Source organism: Sphingobium sp. Ant17 (genome assembly GCF_000588875.1).
Taxonomy (GTDB): Bacteria; Pseudomonadota; Alphaproteobacteria; order Sphingomonadales; family Sphingomonadaceae; genus Sphingobium.
In genome coordinates, this window is record NZ_JEMV01000005.1 from 92,439 (window position 1) to 114,841 (window position 22,403).

The window sequence follows — 22,403 nt, forward strand, 5'->3', positions numbered from 1 at the left end:
TCAGAAACCCGAATATAAGTTCCTTAGCCGATAAATCCAAGCCATTTGGCGACGCCAAAGAGCGACGTCAGGGTCAGAATGATCCCTACCGCCGTGAAGAGGACGCGGGGGGCGACGCGGCGAGCGAGGATCGCGCCGAAGGGAGCCGCCACCACGCCGCCGATCAGCAATCCGACCGTATAGGTGGTGAAGGTTTCCCAGCCGAGATGGAATAGGAAGGTGATGCTGATCGAGAGAGTCAGGATGAATTCGACGCTGTTCACCGTGCCGATGGTATGGCGCGGGCTGGCCCCTTGCAGCAGCAAGTTGGACGTGACGACCGGCCCCCAGCCACCGCCACCGGTCGCGTCCATGAAGCCGCCGACCAGACCCAGCGGGGCTACCCATTTGGGATCGCGCGCCTTGGGCGGCAGGTGAAAGCCCCGCCAGATAAGATAGACGCCGATCGATGCGAGATAGACCTGGACGAAGGGCTTGATAATCGCCCCGTCGATATTGGAGAGGAGATAGGCACCGGCCACGCCGCCGACGATGCCAGGAATGATGAGGCGTGCGAACAATCGCCAATCGACATTCTTGTGCAGGATATGGCTGATCGCCGACACGCCGGTCGTGAAGGTTTCGGCGGCGTGGACGCTGGCCGAGGCACGGCTGGGGGGCACGCCAAGCGCCAGCAGCAGGGTGCTGGAAATCACGCCATAGGCCATGCCGAGCGCGCCATCGATCATCTGCGCGCCGAATCCGATCAGGATGAAGGGCAAAATGTCGCCGAAATTGGCGATGAAGGCGTCGATCATCTCTGTCCCCTGATCCTATTCTCTACCATAATGATAGGCATATCGGCGGAGGTAAAGCAAGTTCCCGTTTGGCGGCCGATACCGGCTCTTTCGGGCGTCACTGGAAAAAAGGGTGGCCCTCCTCTATATTGGGGAAAGACTAGTTTTTATCAGGCAGGGGCGCGTCGATGCTGCGCAATCTTATTTCCTATCTGGATTCGGTGAAAAGCCGCGATCCTGCGCCCCGCTCCCGCGCGGAAATCCTGCTCTATCCGGGCGTCTGGTCGCTGGCCTATCATCGCGTGGCGCATCGCCTCTATGGTGCGCGACTCTATTTTCTCGCGCGCCTGGTCAACCATCTGTCGCGCTTCCTGACGGGTAACGACATTCACCCCGGCGCGAAGATCGGCAAACGCTTCTTCATCGACCATGGTTTTACCGTGATCGGCGAGACGGCGGAGATCGGCGACGATGTGACGCTTTACCAGAATGTGACGTTGGGCGGGACCGATCCTGCCAACGGCATTGCGGGCAAGCGGCACCCGACGCTGGGCGACGGCGTGATCATCGGATCGGGCGCGCAGGTGTTGGGGCCGGTGACCGTCGGCGCGCGGGCGCGCGTCGGCGCCAATGCCGTTGTCACCAAGAATGTGGCCGAAGGCGCGACCATGGTCGGCATTCCGGCGCGTGCCATGTTGGTGGATGTCACGGCCTATCAGCGCGATTTCATGCCCTATGGCACGCCCTGTTCCGACTGTTTCGATCCGGAAAAGCAGAAATTGGAACTGCTTCAGTGCGAAGTCGAACAGTTGCAGAAGCGGTTGGCCGAATTGATGGTCGAAAAGCAGCGGCCGTCCCTGCCGGATGAAGCCACGCTGTTTCAGGAGCGCGACCGGGCCTGATGACCAATGTGACGCCGTTTCCCCATCCAGGAACGGGGCCGGGCGAGCGCCAGATAGGGTTCGAACGGCTGGAGTTGCAGCGGATCATGGATCTGTACGGCCGAATGGTCGCGGCCGGGCATTGGCGCGACTATGCGATGGACATGGGGCGGGACGCCGCCATCTTCAGCGCCTTTCGTCGTACCGCCGAGCGACCCGAATATCGCATCGAGAAACACCCCGCGCTGCGCCATCGCCAAGGCATGTGGGTGCTGGTGGGAGAGGGCGGCCAAATCCTCAAGCGCGGACAGGATTTGCAGAATGTGCTGGCCCCGGTCGAGCGGAAATTGCTGCGGGTCGTGGAGGGGTAAGGCGGAAGTCAGTGGAGCGCCCGCCCGTTGCGCTGGCCCACCCCGCTGGCGGGAGGGGGATGGATTAAGCGTAGGGGAGGCGGTTGGTCAGGGACGGCGGCAAGGCGCCCACCACCAGCATGCGGGCATGGTGCCAGAGCGCCGAGAGCAGCAGCAGCGACGAACCGATCACCAGCGCCGTGAAGGCGGCTGATAGTTCGACCGCGCCAGCCTGCTTGAACAGGGCGTAGAGGGCGAAGAGGACATAGGCGAGGCTGGACACAAGCAGCGCGCGCCGGTCGACCGCCAGGCCGACCAGACCGAAGGCGATGTAGAGCAGGATCACCACGACCGCTTTGCCGATGCTGATGTCGTCGCCCCGGAACACGCCGAGTAGGTTGAACAGCGAATGGGCGATCATCGGCGCGGCGGTCAGGTGCAGCCAGAAGGCTACATCGGCGCGGCGCGTGGTGCGTGTTCGATCGCTCATGTCCCAGCGCATGGCGAGCGCGAAGATGGCAAGGCCACCGACCAGCAGCAGCAGATAGGCCAGCCTGATATCGCCGGGGAAGGCAGCAAGGACGAGGCCTGCGACGACGCCAGCGGCGGAGGCCGCGCCCGCCGCGACCGTGATCGGCACCATGAAGCGCCGCCAGTGCATCCAGGCGGCCAGCGCGCTGAAGGCCGCGACGCCCGATATGATCAGCGAAGTCTCTCGGTCACCGGCGTCAGGAAATAGCTGTCCCGCCAAAGCGCCCAGCGCGAAGGCACCCCGCCGACAAAGCCCGCGAGCAGGAGAATGGAGGGCAGCGCCATGCGCCGTTGCCGGGTGAAATATTCCGCGAGACCCCAACTGACCGCCGCGACCAGCGCGCCCGACATGACGGAAGGGTGGTGTTCCGCCGCGCCGAGTCGCACGCTGTTGCCGAGCCAGCCGACCGCGACGAGCAGGATGATACCGGCTATGGCGACGAAGATGTCGTTGAAGCCGGTCAGCAGGCGGAAATTTTCTTCATCGACAACGGGGCTGGCGCGCAACTGTGCGACATGATCGCGCAGCGCCTGTGCAGCCTGCGGAGACAGGACGCCTGCCGTAACGGCATCCTGCAAGTCGCCTTCGCTATACATCGTCCAGTTCCCACATCGGTTTCTGAGCGATGGACCTACCACAACTGTATTATTCTATCAACACAGTTCCTTTTGCGCTTTTTCGGGACGCTGCGCGATGATAGCGCGGTGGGGTAAAACAGAGAGGAAAGCCCGTCCATGTCCCTGCCGTCTGCGCTCGAAGGCCGCCTGTCGCTGCCCCTGATCGGATCGCCGATGTTCATCATATCGCAGCCCGAACTGGTGATCGCCCAGTGTCGTGCTGGAATTGTCGGCGCTTTCCCTTCGCTTAACGCGCGACCTTCTGGTGTATTCGAAAGCTGGTTGCAGCGGTTGGGTACGGAACTGACGGCGGCAGATGCGCCGTTCGCGGTCAATCTGATTGTCCACAAGAGCAATAGCCGATTGGACGAAGATCTGGACCTGTGCGTCAAATATCAGGTGCCGGTCATCATCACGTCGCTCGGCGCGCAGGAGCGGGTGAATGCGGCGGTGCATAGCTATGGCGGTATCGTGCTGCACGATGTCATCAACAACCGGTTCGCAAGGAAGGCGATCGAGAAGGGCGCTGACGGCCTGATCGCGGTCGCGGCGGGGGCAGGCGGCCATGCCGGTACGCTATCGCCCTTTGCCCTGGTGCAGGAAATCCGCGCCTGGTTCGACGGGCCGCTGGCGCTGTCGGGGTCGATCGCGACTGGACGCGCGATCGCGGCGGCGCGGATGATGGGGGCGGATCTTGGCTATATGGGGTCGCCCTTCATCGCCACGACCGAGGCCAATGCGGAGGCGGGCTATAAGCAGATGATCGTGGACAGCAGCGCAGGCGACATCGTTTATTCCGACGTGTTCACCGGCGTCCATGGCAATTATCTGCGGCCCAGCATCGTCGCATCGGGCATGGACCCCGACAATCTGCCCAAGGCGACCGACATGGACTTTGCCAGCATGACCGGTGGCGGCAAGAAGGCGTGGCGTGACGTATGGGGGTGTGGCCAGGGGATCGGCGCGATCGACCAGGTGCAGCCCGCCGCCGACTTCATCGCGCAGTTGAAGACGCAATATCGGTCGGCGATCGATGGTTTTACCTCATAGGAAGGCGCGCAGCTCTTCGATGAAGCGGTTGAACTGGTCATGATGCAGCCAGTGGCCGGCATCAGGAAATTTGACCAGGCGGGCATCGGCGAAATGCGCCATCCGGCCGTCCTTTGCCGGATTGGAGGCCCAGCTATCCTGCCCCAGGCACAGGAGGGTCGGACAGGTGATGCGCGACCAGAAATCGGGCAGGTCCGCGTCCGAGCCAGCCTGCGGCGCGGCGCTGCTGAGATAAGGGTCGAACTTCCAGCTGAAGCTGCCATCCTCATTCCGGTTGACGCCATGGATGGTGAGGTGAAGCGCCTGTTCGACCGAGAGTTGCTCGTTGCGTTCGCGCATACGGCCGATCGCGGCCTCGATCGTGGGATAGCGTCTGGGTGTGCGGCGGGCGTTGGCGCGGCGCGTGTCGATCCATTGCCGCCAGATGTCGAGGGCAGGCTCCTCGGCCTTCTCCTTCAGCCGGTCAGGCGACAGGCCAAGCCCTTCGATCGCAACGACGCGCTGCACCTTGTCCGGGAACAGTCCGGCGTAGCGCAGGGCGATCGACCCGCCGAGCGAATGACCAACGATGGTGACGGGCGCACGATCGAGCAGATCGACGAGTTGGGCCAGGTCATAGACAAAATTAGCCATCATATAGGAGGCGTCCAGCGACCAGGCGCTATCGCCATGGCCGCGCAGGTCCGGCGCGATGACATGATAATCCTTCGCCAGCGCGCGCGCTGTCCAGTCCCAGCTGCGTCCATGATCGAAGCCGCCATGGACCAGGATCACCACCGGCGCGGCGCTATTGCCCCAATCCAGATAGTGGAGCCGGGTACGCAGCGATGTGAAGAAATGCGAAGTCGGGGTCAGGGCGGTGGGCGTGTCCATGCAGTCCTGCTGGCCGGAGGGGAAGGTTGGGCGTTTGCCACCCCCCTTTGGCGAACTCCATCCTGCTTGCAAGGGCGGAGCGACTAAACTCTTGTGATTTTCCCATGTTTCGGCGCTGTTGGTGGTAGGCCGGCCGGTTACAGATCGCTTATTCGCCCTCCGTCGGCGGCACGACGTGGGCAATGCGCGCAAGGGCGGCCGCGTGACCTGCCGTGGCCACGATCCGTGCCAGTTCGGCCTGACGGAAGGGTTTGTCGAGGCGGGGGCGGCGGCTGGCATGGGGCGGTAGTTCGGCAAAGCCGGTGATGATGATGACCGGAAGTGCCGGCCGTATCCGGTCGATCGTGTCGGCAAGCTGCGCGCCCGTCATGCCCGGCATCGCATGATCCGTCACCACCAGATCCACATCCCCCTGTTCGAGCATGCGCAAGGCTTCGGCGGCGTTGCACGCTTGAAAGACGGTATGGCCCAGATCCTCCAACATGCCCGCCGTGTTCGTCAGCACCAGTGCGTCATCGTCCACAGCGAGGATGACCAGTGGGACGCTTAGGCTATCGCTGTAATCGACGGGGGCCATGGCTTGGGCGGCGGGGCTGGCCTGCGACACCGGTAGCCAGAGCGAGACTGTCGTACCTTCGCCGGGTTCGCTGGTGATGGTGAGCGATCCGCCGCATTGCTGGACGAAGCCATGGACCATGGAGAGGCCAAGGCCCGTACCCTTGCCAACGCCCTTCGTGGTAAAAAAGGGTTCGCGCGCGCGCTCGATCGTGGCGGCGTCCATGCCCTCGCCCTTGTCGGCGACGGTGAGTTCGACATAGGCACCGGGCGCAAGGTCGGGTCGGTCGCCGGGCTCGATCGTCCAATTTTGTGCCGCGATGATGATGTGGCCGCCATTGGGCATGGCATCGCGCGCATTGACCGCCAGGTTCAGGACGGCGAGTTCAAGTTGCACCGGGTCTGCATGAACGCTCGCGAGCGACAGGGGGAAGCGCGTTTCGATGTCGATGGCACCGCCCATCGTGCTTTGCAGCAGTTCGGCCATGCCGAGCACCAGCGCCACTGCATCTACGCTTTGCAGTTTCAATTCCTGCTTGCGGGCAAACGCCAACATGCGTTGCGTCAGGGTGGCACCACGTTCGGCCGCGGCCATCGCATTGTCGAGATAGCGGCTTATGTCCGCGCCGCTCGCCATGCGTTGCCGTGCCAAGTCGAGGCTGCCGACGATGACGGCGAGCAGATTGTTGAAATCATGTGCCACGCCCCCGGTCAGCTTGCCGATCGCGTCCATCTTCTGCGTCTGGATGATGGCATCACGCGCCGCGTCGAGCGCCTGCTGCGATTCGCGCCGTTCAGTCAGGTCGCGGGTGACCTTGGCAAAGCCGAGCAGGTGGCCATGCGGATCACGAATGCAATCAATGACGACATTGGCCCAGAAGCGCGATCCATCCTTGCGGATACGCCAACCTTCCGCCTCGAACCGGCCTTCGCTTTTAGCCGTGTGCAAAGCACGCGAAGGCAGGCCCGCCATCCGATCCTCCTCGGAATAGAAGCGCGCAAAATTCTGGCCGACGATTTCCTGCGCCTTATAGCCCTTGAAGCGTTCGGCTCCCATGTTCCAGCTGGTGACGGTGCCCACCGGATCGAGCATATAGATGGCATAATCGGTGACGCTTTCCACCAGCAGGCGAAACCGCTCCTCGCTAGTGCGAAGCGCTTCCTGCGCGGCGCGGCGTTCGGTCAGGTCGCGGGTGACTTTGGCAAAGCCCAGTAGTTGGCCGTTCTGCGTGTCGCGGATCGGATCGATGACGACATTGCCCCAAAAGCGCGAGCCGTCCTTCCGGACGCGCCAGCCTTCGGCTTCGAACCGGCCGTCATGGTAGGCGGTGTATAGGGCGAGCGCGGGAATGTCCGTCGCTTGGTCCTCGGGCGTGTAGAAGCGCGAGAAATGTTGGCCGATAATCTCGTCAGCCGTATAGCCCTTGAACTGTTGCGCGCCCGCGTTCCAGCTAATCACCACGCCGTCGATATCGAGCATGTAGATCGCATAATCCGTCACGCTCTGAACCAACAGTTCAAAGCGGTTGCCCGTATAGCCGGATAGACCCTTATTCATTCCGTTCCCGATCAGGACGTCACCATGATGGCGTCATCCTTTTGCCTTCAGGCAAACGTCAAAAGCATGGTCTTCGTTCCCCATCGGTGGAAACGTGCCGCACGCCAGCGCAACGGCTTGACTTGCGCGGTTGCTCTGCGCCACCACGCCCCGGCATTGATGGGTTTGACAGGACAGGATGTGGGCATGGGCGCGGGTGTGACGGTCACGGTGATTGGCGAAGCGATGCTCGAACTGAGCCGGGGGGCGAGCGACAGCTGGAACCTGCGTTATGGCGGGGACGTGATCAACACCGCGGTGCATCTGGCCCGATCGGGCGACACGGTGCGGCTGGCGAGCGCGATGGGCAGCGACCCGATGAGCGCCGACCTGTGCGCGGCATGGGAAGCCGAGGGTGTGGATACCTCGCTGGTGCTGCGCGCTGCCGATCGGCTGCCGGGCCTCTATGCGATCGAGACCGATGCGAGCGGCGAGCGCAGCTTCCATTATTGGCGCAGCGATGCGGCGGCGCGGCGGATGTTCGTATTGCCCGGCAGCGCGGCAATGGTCGAGGCGGCGGCGCAGTCGGACTTGCTCTATTTCTCGCTGATCACACTGGCCATCCTGCCCGATGAGGGGCGAGAGGCGTTGCTGGACCTGTGCGCGGCGGTGCGGGCACGCGGCGGCAAGGTCGCCTTCGATGGCAATTACCGCGCGCGCTTGTGGGACGATGCCGCCACTGCGCGGCACTGGCGCGACCGGGCGATCGCGCTCGCCGATATCGGCCTGCCGACTCTGGCGGACGAGGTCGAGATGGGCGAGGCGGATGATGCGCAGGATGCCGCGACCCGTTGGGGGGCAGGCGCGGGGCGGGAGATCATCGTCAAGCTGGGAGGCGATGGCTGCCTGGTCGATGGTCAGGTCGTCCCCATTCCCCGCTCGCTGGACGTGATCGATTCGAGCGGCGCGGGCGATGCCTTCAACGGCGGCTATCTGCACGCGCGACTGGGCGGCGCGACGCCATTGGATGCTGCGCTGGCCGGGCATCGGCTGGCCGGGTGGAATATCGGCCGCCGTGGCGCGATCCCGGCAAAGGACGCCGACGCGCCTTACTAAGCTAATGGGGTGGGTGGAGCGGGTGAGGGGAACCGCGAATTACCTCGATATTCAAGGAATTTAGCCGTTTTCTTGCACATCGATTTTTAGAATACCCCCAATCATACCCCCAATTGCTTTGGTTACGGTGAACACTGTTTAGATCCAGCAGGCCGCTACTGCCGCTCATAGTCCGACGACCAGTTATAGCCGATATTTACCCATTAGGCAGATTGACGTCGGATTTGTCTGTTATGCTACTCTTGCGTCGCAATTGACGGCTGGAGCATCACCGGGATAGCCGCCTTGTAGCCGCTAATACAATGCACGCCTTTGACGTCGACGAAGAAGACATGCGGCGGCTAAATCTACAACCCCAAGACCGCTGCTGTCTCATTGGTCTAGTTTACCCCGACGTCATTCAGTATGCACGCTGGCGGCAAACCTCAACCGATACGAAGCCCACCGCTTGGCAAAACGATGGACTAATTGTGACTTTGGGGTTTTACCGTACAGCCGAGTGGATGCAAAAATCGTGTCTCATAGATTTGGGTCGAAGCTTTCAACCGGCCGGAAGTCAAGGATAGGGTGTAATGTTAGACGCGAGATTCCAATGCAATTTATGCGGTGCGCACAATGTTTTCAGCCCTGATGGCGACTGGCGGGAGACGCCATCCTGTTCCACCTGCGGATCGTCCGTCAGGGTTCGGCAATTGGTCTATTGCCTGACGACGAATCTGTTCGGATCGGCACGGTCACTGCCTGGCTTCAAAGCTAGTCAAATTCGCGGTATCGGGTTGAGCGATCCGGACATTCTTGCTGACCGACTTGGCGTATCGTTCAATTATACTAACACTTTCTACCACACCGATCCTAGACTCGACATTTGCAATCCCGGAACAGAGTGGATTTCGACCAACGATTTCATCATTTCCAGCGACGTGTTCGAACACGTTCCTTCACCGGTACAGCACGCATTCAATGGAGCATTCGCAGTGTTGCGTCCTGGTGGCGTAATTGTGCTGACGGTGCCCTTCGATGAACGAACCGACACCACCGAGCATTTTCCAAACGTTCGCGATTTCAAGCTGCTAGACTTCGATGCCGAATGGTTGCTCGTAGGGCGGACAAATGCGGGCGGCTATGAATTGCACGACGGCCTGGTCTTTCATGGGGGGCCCGGAACGACGGTGGAGATGCGTTTCTTTTCGCGCCAATCCGTGATTGAGCATTTGGCGGCTGCTGGTTTCGTCGACATTTCCGTGTTCGATCAGTCGGTGCCCGCTTACGGCATTTTTCCGCCACATCATGAGGGGTTGCCGATCACCGCGCGCAAGCCGAGGTGACGGCGTCATGGCTGGGGGGTGCTCCCTGCGCTTGGTTCCAGCTAATATCCCGCAGAGGCAGCGCTTGCTGCTGCACCGTACACCATTTATAGGGTTGTACGGGCACATTGAGGCGAGTGAACAATGACTGCGAAACCCATAAGGCCGCGATTTCCAATCGCATTTAGATCGTTTCACGGTGCAAGGCTAAAGTTATGGCACGTGCTCAATCTTGCGGGATCGCGGCTTGGTTTCAAAGACCAGAGCATCGCCAATGAACGGGCAGCCCAGTTTTATCTGGACGCCCCTCCGCTTCAAAATCGCGTTGATGATTTGGAAGCGCGCTTGAGGGCCCTTACAGATGAAAAAAAGCGATTGGAAGAAAGTCTTGCCCGGCGCGATACTGAAATTTCGGCTGTTTCAAAGCTGTTACACGCAAGTGAACTGGCTGAGCAACGACAAAAAAATGATATAGATTGGCTGGTCTCGCTCAGCGTTTTATTTCTACGTAGGCCCGCTTGGTGGTTTATGCTTATACCTCCAATACAGCGTAAGCTCTTTCACAAGAGAATACTTAGAAAAAATCTGTTTGACGCTAAGCGTTATGTTTCACGTTACCCAGACGTAGCAAATTCTGGACAGGATCCTTTATTCCATTACGTTCGTCATGGAATGCGGGAAGGGCGGGTGAATGACCTTCGTTCTCAAGAGTGAGGCGGAGTAATTGCTGAATGACCGTTTTCGAACGGGTGCCGTGCCTCTGGTCGGAAAACCAATCGGCAGCACTACGCTTTAGAGCTTTGTTGTAACTTGCCGACATTCGAGCGGTCTTGTCGGCTCCACTGCATTCTTAGCCCTTACTGAGAGGGGCGATCACCCCGATGCCGCGCGAGCTTCTTCGGCTGCACGCTACTTATACAGGAGGTCTAGCTAATGAAGTTGAAGTTCAGTCAAGAGCAAATAGATATTGTCAGAAAATGGAGCCAGTTCGATAGCGCTTGGTACCGGCATGAATATCCTGACGTGAAAATATCTACTATGGATCCGGCCTACCACTATCTTTGGTTGGGACAAAGGATTGGTCGACGCCCGTCTGCTAACTTTGATGCGTTTACTGGCCGAGCGTTGAAACCTGACGAACTTCTGAATCTCATAAAAGGTCATCCAGTAAAAACTGGATACGAGCGAATTAAATTTGAGGTAGACTATAGGCGAGTGCATGGAAAGCATGCGCACGCGGACCTGATCAATTTAGGCGAGGCCGAAAATGCGCCAAAATCACAATCAATTGCTATTCAAGTGCATGTTTATTATGCAAACTTAATTGAAGAGATAGCGATATCCTTAAACCGAATGCCAGTTAAATTTGACCTTTATATTTCGGTACCTGATGAATCAACGCGTCAAGAGGCGCTTGTCGGATTTTCTAGAATTGCAAAGTTAGATCGTGTCGACGTTCGTATTGTTCCAAACAGGGGGCGCGATATTGCGCCGTTCGTCGTAGAGTTTGGTCCGCTACTTGCCACCTACGACGTTGTAGCGCATTTGCATACCAAGAAATCTCTATACAATAAAGGGGCTACGGACGGCTGGCGTCAGTACATCATCGATGGGCTATTTCCGTCAAAGAAGCGCATCAACTATATTTTGAATGAACTCAAGGACTCTCGCTACGGAATTATATATCCTCAAAGCTTTTATAATTTACCCTACATGGCACATACTTGGTTAGCAAACAAAGGTGTTGCTCAGGCGTGGTCGAGTCGGTTTGGCTTAAAAAATATACCTGATAATTATTTTGACTTTCCCGCAGGCTCGATGTTCTGGGCTCGGACAGATGCCATACTGCCGATTCTAAGCGCCGACCTCGAATGGGAGGATTTTCCCTTGGAGGAGGGTCAGACGGATGGTACGCTAGCGCACTGCATTGAGCGCATGTTCGGCGTGGTGGCCGTTTCGCGCAATTTTAAACACGGAGTTATCGCCGATCAAGGCTGTCCTAGCCCGGAAAATTCACCTAGGGTTGGCGGATGTGGCATAACACTATGATTTAACGTATGATTTGGTTGCTAAAGCCGATCACCGTTATTTCTGGAGAGCGACACCCGCCATGGACGATCCTACGCTGCCCCTGGCCGGTTTGTCACCTGTTTCGGGCAAGCGTGTAGACGCCAGGTTCGACGGCGGCCAGCTCTCCTCAGATGGCGGTCTGGTGCTGCTGCGTGAAGTTGAGGAGCGCCTTGGTGTTGCTGATCGGCTTGCGGCCTGCATCAAGGATCCGCGCGCGCCCGATCGTATTACTCACAGCCTGGCCGACATGATCCGGTTTCGCCTGATGATGATCGCGGCGGGCTATGAAGATGGCAACGACGCCGCCAGCCTGCGCCATGATCCAATGTTCCAGATGGCGCTGGACGTGGCTCCTTCGGGTCACGCCTTGTGCTCGCAGCCGACGATCTCAAGGCTGGAGAACCTGCCCGACACGCGCGCGTTGCTGGGAATGGGGCGGGCACTGGTCGACCAATATTGCGGCTCCTTCGGTACCGTGCCCAAACGGATCATCCTGGACATTGATGATACCTTTGACGCTGTCCATGGCGGCCAGCAACTGCGCTTGTTCAACGCTCATCACGATGAATATGGCTTCCAGCCCATTGTCGTGTTCGATGGCGAGGGACGCTTCATCACCGCCGTGCTGCGCCCGGCCAAACGGCCCGGTGGCAAGGAAATCAGGGCTTTCCTGCGTCGGCTGCTGCGCGCGATCCGCAGCCATTGGCCCAGAACGCAAATCCTGCTGCGCGGCGACAGCCATTATTGCTGCCCCGAAGTGATCGACTGGTGCCGGGCGGGCGGGCACGATTTCATTCTGGGCGTGGCGCCCACATCAACTCTGCGCCGCCACATCACCGATCTGGAAGCCAGCACAAAGGCACGGTTTGAGGCCGCACCCGGTGATGGCAAGACCCGCCGCTTCAAATCCTTCCATGACGGCGCCAGAAGCTGGAGCCGTGTCGAGCGCATCATCGCCCGCATCGAGGTTGGCGAGCAGGGCGCGGACACGCGCTTTATCGTCACCAATCTCAAAAAGGGCTCACCGCGCTGGCTGTATGAACAGGTCTATTGCCGACGCGGCCAGGCGGAAAACCACATCAAATCCTGGAAAACCCACCTCGCCGCTGACCGTACATCCTGCACCAGAGCCACCGCCAACCAGTTTCGCCTGTTCCTCCACGCCGGGGCCTACTGGCTGATGTGGGGCCTGCGCGCCGCCATGCCCAAGCGCTCCATTTGGCGCACTGCGCAGTTCGACACCCTGCGTCTGCGCCTCATCAAGATCGCCGCACGCGTCACAGAATTGAAAACGATGATCCGCATCCAATGGCCCACACCGTGCCCACACCAGAAGATCGTTCAGGTCGCGCTCGACCGGATACCCCGTCTGATCACCTGAGCGCGGGCAAAGCCCGTCAAATCGAACTCGTCCCCGTCACCCGCAAGCTTCAACACACGAACATCACCCCCGGGAAGGGCGTGATCCCCTGCGACTGTTGAAGGTTCAAACCGTCAATCCTGCGCTACGGCACCAAGTCACATGAATTTTCCGGGCTAGAAAGATGTGATGACGCTGCGGGCGATGGATCCTCCTTTGAGTTCCTCATAGGCCTCATTGATGTCGGCCAAGTTGATCTCGCGCGAAATCAGATCGTCCAGGTTGAGTTTTCCTTCCAGATAGAGCCGGGCATACATCGGTATGTCATGCTTGATATTGGATGACCCCATATAAACGCCGCGCAGATCGACCTGATTGGTCAGCAGATCGACCGTCACATTGACGTCGATTGTGCTGGTCGGCGCGTGGACCCCGATCAGATAGGCGCCGCCACCCTTGCGAACCATCTTGATTGCCTGTTCAGACGTCGCCTTGATGCCGACCACTTCGAACGCATGGTCCACGCCGCCGGGGATCAGCGCTTGGAGCGCGGCAACGCTGTCGCCCGCCGACGCATCGATGAAATCAGTGGCCCCGAACCGGCGCGCCAGTTCCTCCTTCTTGGGCTGCCTGTCGATCGCCACGATCCGCGCGGCCCCGGCCAGTTGCGCGCCCGAAATCACGTTCAGCCCGACCCCGCCGATGCCGATGACCGCAACCGTATCGCCCGGACGGACCGACGCGGTGTTGATCGCCGCACCCGCGCCGGTGATCGTGCCGCACCCCAGCAGCGACGCTTGGGCGAAGGGCAGTTCCTTGGGCACGATGGCCAGCTGATTTTCATGCACCAGCGCGCGTTCGGCAAAGGCACCGGTGCCGAACACCTGCGCCACCCCCTCTCCGTTGCGGGTCAGGCGGTGGGCGTGTTCAGGGTCGTCGCGCAGCGTTTCTTCGGGATGAGTGCATTGATAGGTCTTGCCTCCGATACAGGCACGACAATGGCCGCAAAACTGGATCAGCGATCCCACCACATGATCACCCACGGCAAATTCGCGCACTTCCGGGCCGATCGCCAGGACGACCCCGGCCAGTTCATGCCCCAATAGGGCGGGCAGCGGCACGCCGAAATCCTGTTCGGCAAAATGCAGGTCGGAATGGCACAGGCCCGACGCCTTGACCTCAACCAGAACCTCACGCCCGCGCGGCGTGTCAATGTCGATATTCTCGATCTGGAACGTGCCATCGAGCGCGTTGAGTATCGCGGCTTTCATCATAATCTCCTTGGGGGAAAGGTCAAACGGGGTGAGAGGGGGTCAGGCAATCGATCAGCGCGGTCATGTCATCGACCTGCTCCATGTCGCGGCACAGCGCGATGAGCCGGTCGAGCTTGGCCTGCGGCAACGCTATCGCTGCAAAGGGCGCGCAGCGGGCCAGCTTGTCGGCCAGGTCGTCCCACGTCATCGGGTTGCGGCTATGCCCCTTTACATAGGGGGTCACGTGGCCGAACCGCCGACCGTCCTGCATCGTGATGGCAACGCTGAACCCTTCGAACTGGTCGGTGTGATCGGGATCGCACAGGATATGCACCCGCTGCATCAGCGCGCGGCGGGCATCGTCCATGATCAGATCGGCGTGCAGATCCTGAAGGAAAAAGCCGCCGGTCATGGCTGCCGTCGCAATCGTATAGGGCGCGCTGAACATGGCCTGCGCCACGGTGCGCGGGTTCCATTTTGCGTCGGCAGGTTCGAAAGTCATGCGCGAACTGTTGCTGCCGACACAATCGATCCGGTCGATGTCGCGCCAGTCCAGCCCTTCGCCCTGCATGATCGCCGCGGTGCTGGCGATGAAGCTGTGCGTGAACTTGCACGCCGAATAGGGTTTCATCGAAAGCCCCTCGGCCAGTTGCCAGCGCGTGCCCAGCCCGTCGGTCAGCAATTCGGGCCGCACATCGTCCCACGCGATATGGCGCAATATGCCGCTCGGTACGCCCTGAAAGATACCGCGCGGAGCCGTGACCCCGCGCCGCGTCAGCAACGCAGCCTTGACTGCGGTATCGCCCGCAAAACTATGCTGGACCCGCGCCATCTGCGTGCCTTCGGAATATTTATTATATTCCGACATGCCATGGACAGTATAGGCCATGCCCATCGCATTCCATGTCTCGTCCGCATCCAGCCCCAGGATACGCGCGACCGATGCCGCCGCGCATAGCGGGCCGTTCCATTCGCCCGGCATCCCCCAATTTGTGTGATAACGGACAAGGTTCAGCGCCGCGCTCGCACGCACGCCCACTTCCGCGCCGGTCACATAAGCGGTCAGGAAATCGCGCCCGCTAACCGGCCCCGGCGCGATGCCCAGGACCGACAGCATCGCCGGGACATTCCATTCGGTAACATGGCCGCCGGTTTCATGAACATCGCCCATGTCGATGGCGCGGGCCATCACGCCATTGGCGAACGCGGCCATGGGCGCAGGCACCGCATGGCCATGCACCAGCACCCGCGCCTGCGGCGCTCCTCCCCATTCCGCTACCTGATCGGCGATGGCGGGCGCGACTTCCCAGCCGGATCCTGCGACCGTTACGGCCAGCGTATCCAGGATCGCACGCTTGGCCAGGTCGATGACGTCGGCGGGAATACCCTCATAGCGGGTATGCGCCACCATCTGCGCCAACAATCCTGCGGGATCATCCTGTGGCAGGACGGGGTTTTCATGCTTCATCGGGTCATCATCTCCGCAATGTCGGGCAATGCGCGCCGGTCAGGGTCAAGCCCGGTCGCCGCGAACCATGTCCGCTCGCGCGTCGCCTGCCTCTCGCCATAGGCCAGCACCGCGTCCCATAGTTCGGAGGCCAGCGGAAACTGGCCATCCTCGCCCAAGATGATACGGTCGATGAGGCCGCCCAGCGCCACGATGCCACGCTCCACTGCCGCCAGATCGCGCCCCTCTATCGCCTTCGCCGACACGATCGCCGCCGCCAGTTCATCGGCGTAGAACGGGTCGACCGACGGCTGCATCGCCTTGGCCAGCGCGATCATCGCGTGAAACGACCCGCCCTCGAACGCGGCAGCCCAGCGCCATTGTTCGCCGATCATCCGCAAATGGCCGATACACAGGTTGATCTGGTCCCTGGCGAGCCGTTCGCGCGGGGTCAGCGCGGGCAGGATGACCTGCTCCAGCGCCTTTATGACATTGGCGATGCGCAGATCGATACTGGGTAACATCGCTCAAGCCCTCCGTATCAACTGTATGATGTCGTTCAGAAATACGGCCCCGGCAGACCCCAGCCAGGTCAACACGACCTCCTGATGATTATTGCTGGCAACCGATGCGCGCATCGCCTGCCCCAGGTCCATGACCGCGCATTTATAGGCGTTGAGCACCTCGTAATAATGTAGCCGGACCGGATCGATCCGGTTACCTGATGCCGTTTGATAGCGGGTGATGAAATCTTCGCGCGTCAGCAGGCCGCTGACCAGAAAGCGGCCATCATCGCCCCATGCGCCAAACAGTTTCTGCATGGTCCAGGCGATATCTTCATGGAAATCGCCGATATGGGCGAGTTCCCAATCCAGAACGGCAGTGAACTGGCCGCTGGGTTCCTCGAACATGAAATTGCCCATGCGCAAATCGCCATGAACCAGCATCGACGCGTCGCACACCGGCGCATGTTCGCGCAGCCAGCGTTCGGCCAGCGTCACCACCGGCACCGGCTCGACCAGGCAGTCCCACCACACCTGCGACCACCAGTTCACCTGCCAGATCGCCGCCTGATTGCTGCCCCCGCACGGTGCATCGAAATAGCGCAGATGCGCGCGCGACCAGTCGAAACGGTGCGTCTTGGCCAGCGCGTCGATATATTGTGGTGCCAGCCGATCGATCAAACTGCCCAGACGTCCGCCCATGCCCGACACGCCCGCCGCGCCGCCTTCGCTGGGCTGAGTCACGCCGCGCACAAATTCCAGAATGACGGCGGGCTGCCCCAGCAGGTCGCCATCGGCGTCGAACCAGCGCACCGGCGCGACCGGCATATGGTGGCCCATGATCCGCTGGATCTCCCCCTCCCGTCCCCGGCAGGTCTGGGCGATCGCCTCCAGCGGGTCCATGCGCAGCACCAGCCGTTCAGGATGCACGCTGGCCCTGTGGTGCAGGGTGAAGGCAAACTGTTCCTTGGACGCGCCGCCCGACATGCGTTCGACATCGCTGATCGCGATCTCCTCCAACCCCTTGGCCGCAAAGAAGCCGGTGAGCATCGCGGTGACCTGCGCATCGGACTTGGGGCGATAGGGACCGGTAGAGCGCAAGCGGACGGTGCGTTCCAATATGTGCCGGATGCGCGACTCCATCTCGGAGCGATCCCATATGTCCACGTCGCTGTCGCGAACGCGCCGGGTTTTCATGGCGGCCTCCTCCATCACCAGGCGAAACGCTCGACATAGGGTTTGGCGAATTTCAGATAGTCGCGGTTCCAGCAGAATTCGCACCAGCCGGTGCCTTTTTCGCTATCGATCGTCACCGTCACGACGGATTCGTTCAGCAACACTACCGGGTCGAGGTCGAGCTGATATTTGGCGAATGCCTGGCAATCGACGAATACCGAACGGCCGTCAGTGTCGGTCACTGTCACCCGGAACCGATCGTGCATCATGTCGGCATCATAATCGATCGCATAGTCGATGCCCTCGACGTGCCGCATGACGCCATCCTTGAAAAGATATCCGCGCGTTTCGACCTTGCCGAACGACATCATTTCGAAAAAATGCACCGAGACGTTCGCGGTGGTCGCGTGAAACCATTTATAATGCTGGTTCAGACCCCAGACGCGCGGTCCCCAGCTATGGTCGCGGATCATGAAATCCTTGAGCGGATAGTCGCGCCCATCAACGCGCAGATTGCCCTTGATGATGCCATGCTGCTCGGTGCGATCGTCGCCATAATAGGGCGGATTGCCCTTGGGATGGGAACTAAAGGCGTAGGGCGGGTGCATGGCGGTCCATTGCCCTTCGAACTGGATGCGATCGCTGACCCAGCCCAGGTCGATCGTCTTGAACGGTTCGCGCACGGCCATCAGCAACGGGCCAAAGCGCCAGTCGTCGAAATCCATGTCGTCGGACACCATCTGTTCGACATCTTCCTCGATCGGCGCTGGCAGGCCGGGTCCGAACAGGTGTAGCCGCCCCTTGGCATGGCCGTTGGCGCGTACCGTGGGATAATAGAATCCGGCAATGCCATATTGTGGCAGCACGAACTGGTGCGTGGCCGATTCCCGGCCATCTTCGTTCAGCCTGTGCCGGTAGGCGTTCCTGACAGGGAAATCCGCAAAACTCTGGGTTATGTCCGGCATCGCAAGCAACTCCCTCCATGGCCTGTCATTATCGTCAGTCGGCGGCGGTCAGCATCGCCTCTATGTCGGGCAAGTCGCCCTGGTCGGGGTCCAGCTGGTTGGCCTTGAACCAGGTCCGTTCGCGCCGGGCGTGGCGCAGCGCATAATCCAGCACCGCGTCGATTGCGGCTTGCGAAAGGGGCAGATGCTCCGCCCCGCCCAATATGGCCGCATCCACGGCATGGCCCAAGGCGATGCTGGCCTGCTCGAGCGCAGCGATGCTGGTGCGGTCACACGCCTGCGCCACGGCCAGCGCGGTTTCCAGCGGTGCGCCGATCGACGCGGGCGCATCGCTGGCCAATGCGCGGGCCAGCGCGATCAGTTCGTCCAGCGACAGCGCTTCGTAACGCAACGCCGATTTCCATTGCTGGCTCATCATGTGCAACTGGCCGACGACCAGCATAGCCTGATCGCGTGCCAGCCGTTGTTCGCGCGGCAAGGCGGGCAGGATCACCTGTTCCAGCGCCTTCATCATATTGGCAATACGCAGGTCGATATTGGGCAGCATGGATCAGGCCTCCCGAATGAGCGTGACGAGTTGTTCCAGGAAGACGGCCCCTGCCGAACCCAGCCATGTCAGGATGATGTCCTGGTGATTATTGCTTTCGGTGGCCGCCCGCATCGCTTGACCCAAGTCAATCACCGCGCATTTATAGGCGTTCAGCACTTCATAATAGCGCAGCTTGACCGGGTCGATCCGGTTGCCCGACGCGATTTCATAGGCACGCAGAAATTCATCCCGCGCGATCAGCCCGCACACCAGAAAAATGCCATCGTCGGTCCATGTGCCAAACAGGCGCTGGATGGCCCAGGCAATATCTTCGTGAAAATCACCGATATGCGCCAGTTCCCAGTCCAGCACGGCGGTAAATTTGCCGCTTGGCTCCTCGAACATGAAATTGCCCAGCCGCAGGTCGCTGTGGCACATTACCGGCTGATCGCAGATCGGTGCATTTTCGCGCAGCCAGCGTTCGGCATAGGTGACCATGGCGACCGGCTGCACCACCCCGTCCCACCATACCTGCGACCACCAGTTCACCTGCCAAATCGCCGCCTGTCGCGTGCCCGGTTCAGGCGCCGCGAAATCGGTAGATCGGCGGCGCGCCAATCGAACCTGTGGACCTGTGCCAGCGCGTCGATAAATTGCGGCGTCAACTTCGCCGCCCATTCATCATAGCGCGTGCCGATGCCCGAAACGCCGTGTCCGGTGCCCTGGGTCGGTTCGGTCACGCCGTTGACGAAACCCAGAATGATCGCTGGCTGACCGAGTATATCGCCGTTGGCATCCACGCTGCGCACCGACGCTACCGGCAATATGTCGGCAAACGCCACATGTACCTGCGCCTCGCGTCCGCGACAGGTCTGGGCGATCGCCTCCAGCGGGTCCATCCGCAGCACCAGCTTCTCGCCCGTTGCATCGCCCCTGTGCCGTATGATGAACGCGAACTGCTCCTTCGACGCGCCGCCCGCCATGCGCGCAACGTCGGATATGGCGATATCCTCCAGCCCCTCAGTGACCGCGAAGTAGTTTTCCAGCATCGCGACGACCTGCGCTTCGGTTTTCGCCGCATAGGGACCGTTTATACGGTCGCGCACGGTCCGGTCGAGAATGTCCCGAATACGCGGCTCCATGTCATCGCGGTCCCAGATGTCGACGCTATCTATCGACGGGGCGTCAAGCGTGTCGGACATCAGTTGCCATTCCCTTCCCAGGGAAAGCGAAACCCGCCCTCGCCCATGCCATAGCCGATCGTCCCGTCGGCCAGCCGATATTCCATCATCTGTTCGACCATCACGAACGTGTCGAACGGGAATTGCCAGCGAAACAGCGGCGTGCCGGTAAATTCCCACAGCTTTTCGTCCTCATCCCACACCTTCCAATGGACATGGCGAAAGCCCATATCGTCGTCTTCAAATTCGATCGTTTCTTCGACCCGGCCGATATTGTGCCAGCGCTTTCCGTCGTGCAGGATCTTTTGATAACTATGGCCATGTTCGGTGATGGCGTGGACCGCGACGCAGGCCATGCCATTGTCGAAGATCGGCCAAGCAAGGCGGTAATGCTGCACCCCGGCCCAGTTGCGCGGCCCGCAGCTTATGTCGCGGAAACCGCTATCGTCGATCGTGATGACTTCCCCGCTGCGCAGACGCACCGTGCCGGTGACATTGCAGGTGCCTTCCAGATGGATATAGGCCAGTTCGCGCGCGATAGCGTCGTCGCCTTCCGTGCTGGGGACGATGCTGTCGCCCATCGGGAAGCGCAGATCCCATATCAGGTCCGCGCCGAAATCTTCCAGGTCGATACGGATAAGGCAGGTCTGGAGCGATTGTGTCGCCTCCATCCGCACGCCTGCGACCTCCAGGCCGGGGTCGAGCCGGTCGGACGTGTAGGGCAACTGCATGTTCACCCGCGTGAATAGCGGCTTTCCATCTTTGAAGAAAATAGCAAAACCATTGGTTTCGCCCAGATTTTCCATGATGCCGACACGGATGAACCCACCTAGCTTCGCCTTGCGGTCATAGAAGTTGAAATAATAGCTCTGGTTCCATTTCGGAATCGCCGGATTGGGAATATAGCGCTCACAATTTGCGGTCATGGTGGCGGTGGTGAGTTCCATCATCTTACCTCAATACACGGCAAAAAAAGGACGCGGCCGCCGGACAGGCAGCCGCGTCGGCAATTATTTGAAGTTGAATCCGACTGTCAGGCCGTAGGTTGCAGGGCGACCGGCAAAGCGGGCGGCAGAATCCGCCGACGCAATTACATTTGTCCAGTAATATTCGTTAAAGACGTTCTTGCCCCAGAGCATGATGCGCCACGAGCCGTTGGGGCCTTCATAGCCTATGCGTGCATCGACCGTGGCATAGCTGTTATTCTGGAACGGGTGGACGATACCTGCCCGCAACGCGGAATTGGGTTCTGCCGCGCGGCTTGGAAACTCTATGCGACTGCCGCCCGGCACGGCATCACTGGCCGACCGGATATTGGTCGTGACCCCGACAAAGGCCGAACCACCATTGGCCATTTCGTGCCGGTAATCGGCATTGATGACGCCCGACCATTTCGGCGTGAAAGGCAGATCATCGCCGACAAAGGAGTCGGTTCGGCCGAAAACATCGAAATTATACGGTGAAACAGGACCGGTTTTAATTTCTGACTTCAGATATGTCAGCGCGCCGTTGATCGTAAGCCCACGGGTCGGGCGGATCGTCAAGTCCGCTTCAAAGCCATAGATTGTCGATTTGGGAATATTGGCCAACGTGTCGAGCGCACCGAAAATATTGGGGTTGTCGATGATTTTCCCTCGGATCTGCTTGTCGCGATAATCATAGTAGAATGCCGCAGCATTCAAACCGATGACACGGTCGAGAAATTCCGTCTTGATACCCGCTTCATAGGCCGTGACCGATTCCTGGGTGACCGGTTTCAATGCTTTGGAAGTAGCGGCGGCAAGGCTTGGGAAGCTGCCTGCCTTGTACCCGCGAGACACGTTCGCATAGAGCAAACTGCTGTCGGTCATCTTGTAGTCGATGCCTGCCCGCCAAGACACATTATCTTCCTTTAGCGTTTGCAGGATGGGTGGGCCATTTCGAAAAGCAGCATCGAACGTGTAGCAGGCCGTTGGCGTCGGTGTTCCAAATAGCTTGTCAACATTTCCACCGGGAATCGTGAACCCGCAATTTTCATCTGCGATACGAGAATTTGTGTAGCGCGTTGCCAACTTCAGGGTCAGCTTCTCCGCAATATCATATTCACCGCTGGCAAATATGGCATAGTTTCTGATCTTCTGCTTATTGTTGACCTCGCTTCCATTGATATAGGCAGTCGCTGGATTGTAATTTGAGTTATCGAAATATCGCAGCAATTGGTCCTCAAAAAAAAAAAAAAACGTCGTGCTGTCCTCATAGTTCGCACCCAGTACCCAACGGAACGCACCGCGCGGGTCGTTAGCCAGCCGGAATTCCTGACTAAAAGACCGAATATACCCAYCATTCTTC

General features: G+C 59.9%; 21 protein-coding genes and 1 pseudogene. 8 read left to right on the forward strand and 14 right to left on the reverse strand.

What is annotated here, in order from left to right:
• Positions 1–23 precede the first annotated feature (23 nt).
• Positions 24–797, reverse strand: a complete 774-nt coding sequence (locus BF95_RS04080) for a sulfite exporter TauE/SafE family protein (protein ID WP_043149553.1) — start codon at positions 795–797, stop codon at positions 24–26.
• A gap of 167 nt (positions 798–964) precedes the next feature.
• Between BF95_RS04080 and epsC the strand changes: the two genes are divergently transcribed.
• Positions 965–1,678 carry a serine O-acetyltransferase EpsC gene (epsC, locus tag BF95_RS04085; RefSeq protein WP_043149555.1) on the forward strand — a complete coding sequence of 238 codons (714 nt, stop codon included), beginning with the start codon at positions 965–967 and terminating at the stop codon, positions 1,676–1,678.
• Positions 1,678–2,028, forward strand: coding sequence for a DUF2794 domain-containing protein (locus BF95_RS04090; RefSeq protein WP_043149557.1), 351 nt, complete (start codon positions 1,678–1,680; stop codon positions 2,026–2,028). The genes epsC and BF95_RS04090 overlap by 1 nt, the downstream gene beginning before the upstream one ends.
• A gap of 64 nt (positions 2,029–2,092) precedes the next feature.
• On the opposite strand, the pseudogene BF95_RS04095 reads toward BF95_RS04090, so the two are convergent.
• Positions 2,093–3,135, reverse strand: a pseudogene (locus BF95_RS04095) (hypothetical protein).
• Between the two features lie 138 nt (positions 3,136–3,273).
• On the opposite strand from BF95_RS04095, the gene BF95_RS04100 reads away from it, so the two are divergent.
• Positions 3,274–4,206 carry an NAD(P)H-dependent flavin oxidoreductase gene (locus BF95_RS04100; RefSeq protein WP_043149558.1) on the forward strand — a complete coding sequence of 311 codons (933 nt, stop codon included), beginning with the start codon at positions 3,274–3,276 and terminating at the stop codon, positions 4,204–4,206.
• On the opposite strand, the gene BF95_RS04105 is transcribed toward BF95_RS04100, so the two are convergent.
• Positions 4,201–5,079 carry an alpha/beta fold hydrolase gene (locus BF95_RS04105; RefSeq protein WP_043149560.1) on the reverse strand — a complete coding sequence of 293 codons (879 nt, stop codon included), beginning with the start codon at positions 5,077–5,079 and terminating at the stop codon, positions 4,201–4,203. The two genes, BF95_RS04100 and BF95_RS04105, sit on opposite strands and share 6 nt — an antisense overlap.
• Positions 5,080–5,227: 148 nt before the next feature.
• On the reverse strand, positions 5,228–7,192 hold the full coding sequence (locus BF95_RS04110; protein WP_043149561.1) for a hybrid sensor histidine kinase/response regulator: 1,965 nt from the start codon (positions 7,190–7,192) through the stop codon (positions 5,228–5,230).
• A gap of 186 nt (positions 7,193–7,378) precedes the next feature.
• Here BF95_RS04110 and BF95_RS04115 point away from each other — a divergent pair, with 186 nt between their 5' ends.
• The 5 genes from BF95_RS04115 (at position 7,379) to BF95_RS04125 (ending at position 13,042) form a co-directional block, all read left to right on the forward strand.
• Positions 7,379–8,287, forward strand: a complete 909-nt coding sequence (locus BF95_RS04115) for a sugar kinase (protein WP_043149563.1) — start codon at positions 7,379–7,381, stop codon at positions 8,285–8,287.
• A gap of 692 nt (positions 8,288–8,979) precedes the next feature.
• Complete coding sequence (locus tag BF95_RS27225; protein WP_161774215.1) at positions 8,980–9,612, forward strand: class I SAM-dependent methyltransferase; 633 nt, start codon at positions 8,980–8,982, stop codon at positions 9,610–9,612.
• Positions 9,613–9,813: 201 nt separating this feature from the next.
• Positions 9,814–10,305 (forward strand): hypothetical protein, encoded by a 492-nt coding sequence (locus BF95_RS27230; RefSeq protein WP_152542549.1) that lies wholly within the window; start codon positions 9,814–9,816, stop codon positions 10,303–10,305.
• A gap of 219 nt (positions 10,306–10,524) precedes the next feature.
• Positions 10,525–11,640, forward strand: coding sequence for a rhamnan synthesis F family protein (locus BF95_RS26075; RefSeq protein WP_081764027.1), 1,116 nt, complete (start codon positions 10,525–10,527; stop codon positions 11,638–11,640).
• A gap of 61 nt (positions 11,641–11,701) precedes the next feature.
• Entirely contained in the window at positions 11,702–13,042 is a 1,341-nt protein-coding gene (locus tag BF95_RS04125) for an IS1380 family transposase (protein WP_043149566.1), read from the forward strand.
• Between the two features lie 155 nt (positions 13,043–13,197).
• Here BF95_RS04125 and BF95_RS04130 read toward each other — a convergent pair whose 3' ends face one another.
• The 10 genes from BF95_RS04130 to BF95_RS04170 all read right to left on the reverse strand — a co-directional run.
• Positions 13,198–14,292: a Zn-dependent alcohol dehydrogenase gene (locus tag BF95_RS04130; protein ID WP_043149602.1), complete on the reverse strand. Its 1,095-nt coding sequence runs from the start codon at positions 14,290–14,292 to the stop codon at positions 13,198–13,200.
• Positions 14,293–14,314: 22 nt separating this feature from the next.
• Entirely contained in the window at positions 14,315–15,742 is a 1,428-nt protein-coding gene (locus tag BF95_RS04135; RefSeq protein ID WP_043149567.1) for an MmgE/PrpD family protein, read from the reverse strand.
• Positions 15,739–16,245 (reverse strand): hypothetical protein, encoded by a 507-nt coding sequence (locus tag BF95_RS04140; RefSeq protein WP_043149569.1) that lies wholly within the window; start codon positions 16,243–16,245, stop codon positions 15,739–15,741. The genes BF95_RS04135 and BF95_RS04140 overlap by 4 nt, the downstream gene beginning before the upstream one ends.
• Before the next feature lie 3 nt (positions 16,246–16,248).
• The gene (locus BF95_RS04145) at positions 16,249–17,421 is read right to left on the reverse strand and encodes a phosphotransferase family protein (RefSeq protein ID WP_043149603.1); all 1,173 of its coding nucleotides are present in this window, start codon (positions 17,419–17,421) and stop codon (positions 16,249–16,251) included.
• 14 nt (positions 17,422–17,435) lie between these two features.
• Complete coding sequence (locus BF95_RS04150) at positions 17,436–18,365, reverse strand: DUF7064 domain-containing protein (protein ID WP_043149571.1); 930 nt, start codon at positions 18,363–18,365, stop codon at positions 17,436–17,438.
• Positions 18,366–18,399: 34 nt separating this feature from the next.
• Positions 18,400–18,912, reverse strand: a complete 513-nt coding sequence (locus BF95_RS04155; protein WP_043149572.1) for a hypothetical protein — start codon at positions 18,910–18,912, stop codon at positions 18,400–18,402.
• 3 nt (positions 18,913–18,915) lie between these two features.
• On the reverse strand, positions 18,916–19,512 hold the full coding sequence (locus tag BF95_RS25470) for a phosphotransferase (protein ID WP_327195404.1): 597 nt from the start codon (positions 19,510–19,512) through the stop codon (positions 18,916–18,918).
• Entirely contained in the window at positions 19,440–20,096 is a 657-nt protein-coding gene (locus BF95_RS27840) for a hypothetical protein (RefSeq protein WP_051519840.1), read from the reverse strand. Before BF95_RS27840 ends, BF95_RS25470 begins: the two co-directional genes overlap by 73 nt.
• Complete coding sequence (locus tag BF95_RS04165; RefSeq protein WP_051519841.1) at positions 20,096–21,025, reverse strand: DUF7064 domain-containing protein; 930 nt, start codon at positions 21,023–21,025, stop codon at positions 20,096–20,098. Before BF95_RS04165 ends, BF95_RS27840 begins: the two co-directional genes overlap by 1 nt.
• Before the next feature lie 60 nt (positions 21,026–21,085).
• Positions 21,086–22,403: TonB-dependent receptor (locus BF95_RS04170; RefSeq protein ID WP_043149574.1), on the reverse strand; the 1,318-nt coding region annotated here is incomplete at its 5' end.